The sequence below is a fragment of the Caballeronia sp. genome (assembly GCF_049581465.1).
Lineage (GTDB): Bacteria > Pseudomonadota > Gammaproteobacteria > Burkholderiales > Burkholderiaceae > Caballeronia.
Map to the genome: position 1 here is coordinate 1 of NZ_JBAUSA010000493.1, position 5,040 is coordinate 5,040.

Sequence of the window (5,040 nt, forward strand, 5' to 3'; positions counted from 1 at the left end):
GGCCACGGTCGGCGCGCCAAGCCATTTGACGATCTGCGCTGAGTCATAGTCGAACGACGACATCAGCAAGCCCATCCATGCAAGGCCGTTTCTCTCTTAGCTTCGATTGCCACTATCCGTCTGCTCACCGTTCTCTTCTTTCCAGTAGTTCCAGCAAGCCGCGTAACGCGTGCACGGCTGCCTGAGTGCGAACCTGTTTGCGATCGCCCTTGAATTGCAGGGTCTCGACCGCCGTGTGCAAGCGGTTGCTCCACGCGAACGACACCATGCCAACAGGCTTGGCGTCCGTGCCGCCGCCCGGACCCGCTACGCCGGTAATCGCGAGCGCAACCTGCGCGCGGCTGTTTCTCAATGCGCCCTCGGCCATTGCTTTCGCAACCGGTTCGCTGACCGCGCCGTGCTTCTCGATCATATCGGCTGGAACGCCGATCATCTCCGTCTTCGCCTGATTCGAATACGTGACGAAGCCACGCTCGAACCAGCCGCTGCTGCCGGAGATATCGGTGATCGCGGCAGCGACCATGCCGCCCGTGCAGGACTCTGCCGTCGCGAGCATCAGCCGCTCGTCGCGCAGTTTGTTGCCGGCACGGATCGCGAGCTGGTGAACGATGTTGTCGGTGGCCATGTCGAGTCTCGGTGAGAAGGTGGATTGGCTCGGAAGACCGGATCAGATCGTCATGCGCCACAGCGCAATGACAAGCAAGGTGAAGAACGCCGCGGCGATATCGTCGAACATGATGCCGAAACCGCCCTTGAACTGCCGGTCAAAATAACTGATGGGCGGGGGCTTCACCGCGTCGAAGAAGCGAAACACGAGGAACGCCCACAACTGCCCGGTGAACGTGGCCGGCGTAACCAGCAGCAACACGAGCCAAAACGCGATGATCTCGTCCCACACCACCGGAGACGGATCGGCGATCCCCATTTTTTTCGCGGTAAAGCCGCAAAACCAGCAACCGGCGACGAAGCCGACCGCGATCAGCACGGCCCACTCGGCCACTGTCAGGTACGGATTGAATGCCACGAACGACGCCCACGCGAACAAGGTGCCGACGGTGCCGGGCGCTATCGGCGACAAGCCGCTGCCAAATCCCAGCGACAGGATATGCAGCGGATGCGACAGCATGAAGCGCGCGCTCGTGCGGCGCGAAGGCTTCGGCGGCGGCTCACCGCCGGTTGTGTCGATAGTGGGATCAGTCTGCATGAAAATGGTCAAAACCCTTGACGCGAAAAAGAACCGGGCCGTTATTGCCGCGCCAGTCGATGGCCGGCGTGTCGCCGGGTGCGGCCAGGTTGTGAATTGTACCGATGCACGTGAGCGGCACTTTCAGGCGCTTGGCAATTCGCTCGATCTTCGGGCGGGCCTCGGCGGGCGCGGTGAAGCAGAGCTCGTAGTCGTCGCCGCCCGCGAGGACGCATTGCAACTGCATTTCTGCCGGCATTGCCGCGACCGCCTCCGAGCGTGGCACGAGATCGATATTCACGCTTGCCCGGACCTTCGAACGCTTCAGGATATGCACGAGGTCGCCGGCCAGGCCGTCGGAAATATCGAGCGCGGCGTGCGCGACGCCACGCAATGCAATGCCGAGCGCCACGCGTGGTTCGGGCTGTTCGAGCGATTGAATCATCGCGCTTTCAGCAGCCCCTCCATCCATGGACCATTCGCCCCGCCGGATGCCGAGCCCGGCGCGCGCGTTGCCGAGCGTGCCCGAGACCCAGATGTCATCGCCGGGATGCGCTGAGTCGCGACGCAGCGCGCGGTTTTGAGGAACGTCGCCGAACACCGTGATGCAGATGGACACGTGCGGGCCGCTGGTTGTATCGCCGCCTATCAACTCGCAATCGAATTGCCGGGCTATATGGAACAGTCCTTCGCTGAACGATTCCAGCCATCGGTCATTCGCGTCGGGCATCGACAGCCCGAGCGTGAACGCGCGTGGCCTGGCACCCATCGCGGCCAGATCCGAGAGGTTCACCGCGAGCGCTTTGTAGCCGAGTTTCCACGGCGATACATTGGGGAAGAAGTGGCGGCCGGACACCAGCATGTCGGTGGAAATCGCGAGTTGCATGCCGCGCCTGGGCGCAAGCAGCGCGCAATCGTCGCCTATCCCGAGCGTTGCCTTCGGCTCTTTGCCCTGAGGTGTGCTGGCATGAAGCGCGGCGGCGGGCTGCGCGAAATATCGTTCGATGAGGGAAAACTCTGAGGACATCAGCGATCCGGCAATGACTTGGAAAAGTTCTGGGCGATGCAATGAACGGCAGTGAATAGCCGTGAATGTCGCGAGCGAATTGACGTACGTTCCATCTCGATAAAGCAGACAAGCCGCGAGAACGCGTCGCGGGCGGCTTTCGACAACGATGCACAGCTTGTCCTGATGGCCTATAGCCCGCCGATTAAGGGATTGTCTACGGGGTTGACTGTTTGAATGGCGCTACAATGTGTTCGAACATCTATTCTAATCTCGCTCTAGCCAGACGCCTCATGACCACACCTGCCGATAGCGCCAAAGCCAAACTGCGCGAAGCTGCGCTCGATTATCACGAATTCCCCACCCCCGGCAAAATTGCGATCGCGCCGACCAAGCAGATGATTAACCAGCGCGACCTCGCGCTGGCGTATTCACCGGGCGTCGCATTCGCGTGCGAAGAAATCGTCGCTGATCCGCTGAACGCCGCGCGCTTCACCGCGCGCAGCAACCTGGTCGGTGTCGTGACGAACGGCACGGCGGTGCTTGGACTCGGCAACATCGGGCCGCTCGCGTCGAAGCCGGTCATGGAAGGCAAGGCGGTGCTGTTCAAGAAGTTCGCGGGCATCGACGTGTTCGACATCGAGTTGAACGAGATGGACCCCATGAAGCTCGTCGACGTGATTTGCGCGTTGGAGCCCACGTTCGGCGGCATCAACCTGGAAGACATCAAGGCACCGGATTGCTTCATTGTCGAGCGGGAATGCCGCAAGCGCATGAAGATCCCGGTGTTCCACGACGACCAGCACGGCACGGCGATCGTGGTTGCGGCGGCCTTGACCAATGGGTTGGTTGTCGTCGGCAAGAAGATTGACGAAGTGAAGCTCGTCGCTTCAGGTGCAGGCGCTGCGGCGCTCGCTTGCCTGGATTTGCTCGTCGAACTTGGCATGAAGCTCGAGAACATCTTCGTGACGGATCTGGCCGGCGTGGTCTACAAGGGCCGCGTTGAACTGATGGACCCGGACAAAGAGCGTTTCGCCCGCGAGACTTCGGCTCGTACGCTAGCTGAGGTCATGGAAGGTGCAGACGTGTTCCTCGGACTGTCCGCTGGCGGTGTGCTCAAGCAAGACATGGTCAAGAGCATGGGGTCGAAGCCGCTGATTCTCGCGCTCGCCAATCCGACGCCGGAAATCCTGCCGGAACTGGCACTGGAAGTGCGCCCGGACGCGGTACTTGCCACCGGCCGCACGGACTATCCGAACCAGGTCAACAACGTACTGTGCTTCCCGTTCATCTTCCGTGGCGCGCTCGACGCAGGTGCGAGCACGATCACGCGCGCGATGGAGATTGCTGCGGTGAACGCGATCGCGGAACTGGCGCGCCAGGAGCAAAGCGACATCGTCGCCACGGCCTATGGCATTCAGGATTTATCGTTTGGCCCGGAGTATTTGATTCCGAAGCCCTTTGACCCGCGCCTGATCGTGAAGATCGCGCCGGCGGTGGCGAAGGCGGCGATGGAATCGGGCGTGGCCACGCGTCCTATTGAAGACATGGACGCGTACGAGCAGCATCTGCAGCAGTTCGTGTATCACAGCGGCACGACCATGAAGCCGGTGTTTCAGCTCGCGCGCAGCGTTGAGCCGGACAAGAAGCGCATTGTGTTCGCCGAAGGTGAGGAAGAGCGCGTGCTGCGCGCGGTCCAGATTGCGGTCGACGAAAAGATCGCCAAGCCAATTCTGATTGGACGGCCCGCTGTGATTGCGCAGCGCATCACGAAATTCGGCCTGCGTCTTACGCCGGGCGTGGACTTCACCGTGGTCGATACCGATCACGACGCGCGTTATCGCGATTTCTGGCAGGCGTATCACCAAATCATGTCTCGAAAGGGCATCAGCGCGCAGATGGCGAAGCTGGAAATGCGCCGCCGGACAACCCTGATTGGCGCAATGTTGGTCAAGATGGGCGAAGCGGACGGCATGATCTGCGGCACGGTCAGCACGACGCACCGGCATTTGCACTTTATCGACCAGGTTATCGGCAAGAAGGAAGGCTGTTGCGTTTATGCGGCAATGAATGGGCTGGTGCTGCCGGGAAGGCAGATTTTCCTCGTCGATACCCATGTGAACGTCGACCCGACGCCCGAGCAGCTCTGCGAAATCACGATCATGGCGGCTGAGGAAGTGCGTCGTTTTGGCATTGAGCCGAAGATTGCGCTGTTGTCGCATTCGAACTTCGGCACGAGCAACGCGCCAAGCGCGATCAAGATGCGCGATACGCTCGCGTTGCTGAAAGAGCGTGCCCCGGATCTGGAAGTGGATGGCGAAATGCACGGCGACGTGGCGCTGGACGCGAAGTTGCGAAGCGAAGTCATGCCTGATTCGGTGCTGAAGGGCGACGCAAACCTGCTCGTGCTGCCGAACATTGATGCCGCGAACATCTCGTATAACTTGTTGAAGACGGCGGCGGGGAACAACATTGCCATTGGGCCGATGCTGCTCGGTGCGGCGCTGCCGGTGCATGTGCTGACCGCTTCGGCGACGGTGCGGCGAATCGTCAATATGACTGCGTTGCTGGTGGCGGACGCGGCGGCGAGTATTCGGTAGGCCCTGGGTTCGGGCTGGGGCGGTTGGGGCGGTTCTGGGTTCTGATTGCGGCGAGTGTGGGGATGGGGTGGAGTCCTCCTGCTCGCGTGGTCGTTCTGCTTAAGTCGGATTTTCTTGCTTATTACTGTTAGCCCCTATCCGGGGCGGGACTTCATTTCTTTTCAAACGCGAAAAGAAACGAAGCAAAGAAACGCGTTCAAACCGCGAATACCTCAGTGTCGTCGTTGCTCATTTCAGGTTTTTGGCACGAA

The 5,040-nt window shown here is 60.7% G+C and carries 4 protein-coding genes; 1 reads left to right on the forward strand and 3 read right to left on the reverse strand.

Annotation, left to right across the window (positions count from 1 at the left end):
• Nucleotides 1–124 precede the first annotated feature (124 nt).
• Genes WCA53_RS12095 through thiL form a run of 3 tightly spaced genes read right to left on the reverse strand, consistent with a single transcriptional unit; the run spans nucleotide 125 to nucleotide 2,210 of the window.
• A complete protein-coding gene (locus WCA53_RS12095) occupies nucleotides 125–625 on the reverse strand; it encodes a CinA family protein (protein ID WP_423909875.1) in 501 nt (166 codons plus the stop codon).
• Nucleotides 626–667: 42 nt separating this feature from the next.
• Entirely contained in the window at nucleotides 668–1,204 is a 537-nt protein-coding gene (locus WCA53_RS12100; RefSeq protein ID WP_423909878.1) for a phosphatidylglycerophosphatase A family protein, read from the reverse strand.
• Nucleotides 1,194–2,210 carry a thiamine-phosphate kinase gene (gene thiL, locus WCA53_RS12105; protein WP_423909881.1) on the reverse strand — a complete coding sequence of 339 codons (1,017 nt, stop codon included), beginning with the start codon at nucleotides 2,208–2,210 and terminating at the stop codon, nucleotides 1,194–1,196. Before thiL ends, WCA53_RS12100 begins: the two co-directional genes overlap by 11 nt.
• A gap of 227 nt (nucleotides 2,211–2,437) precedes the next feature.
• Between thiL and WCA53_RS12110 the strand changes: the two genes are divergently transcribed.
• Nucleotides 2,438–4,789 (forward strand): NADP-dependent malic enzyme, encoded by a 2,352-nt coding sequence (locus WCA53_RS12110; RefSeq protein ID WP_423909884.1) that lies wholly within the window; start codon nucleotides 2,438–2,440, stop codon nucleotides 4,787–4,789.
• The last annotated feature ends 251 nt before the right edge of the window (nucleotides 4,790–5,040 follow it).

What these genes read in the sequence shown, in the direction of transcription:
- WCA53_RS12095 (WP_423909875.1), bottom strand. Translation starts at nt 625, where the DNA reads ATGGCCACCGACAACATCGTTCACCAGCTCGCGATCCGTGCCGGCAAC.
- WCA53_RS12100 (WP_423909878.1), bottom strand. Translation starts at nt 1,204, where the DNA reads ATGCAGACTGATCCCACTATCGACACAACCGGCGGTGAGCCGCCGCCG.
- thiL (WP_423909881.1), bottom strand. Translation starts at nt 2,210, where the DNA reads ATGTCCTCAGAGTTTTCCCTCATCGAACGATATTTCGCGCAGCCCGCC.
- WCA53_RS12110 (WP_423909884.1), top strand. Translation starts at nt 2,438, where the DNA reads ATGTGTTCGAACATCTATTCTAATCTCGCTCTAGCCAGACGCCTCATG.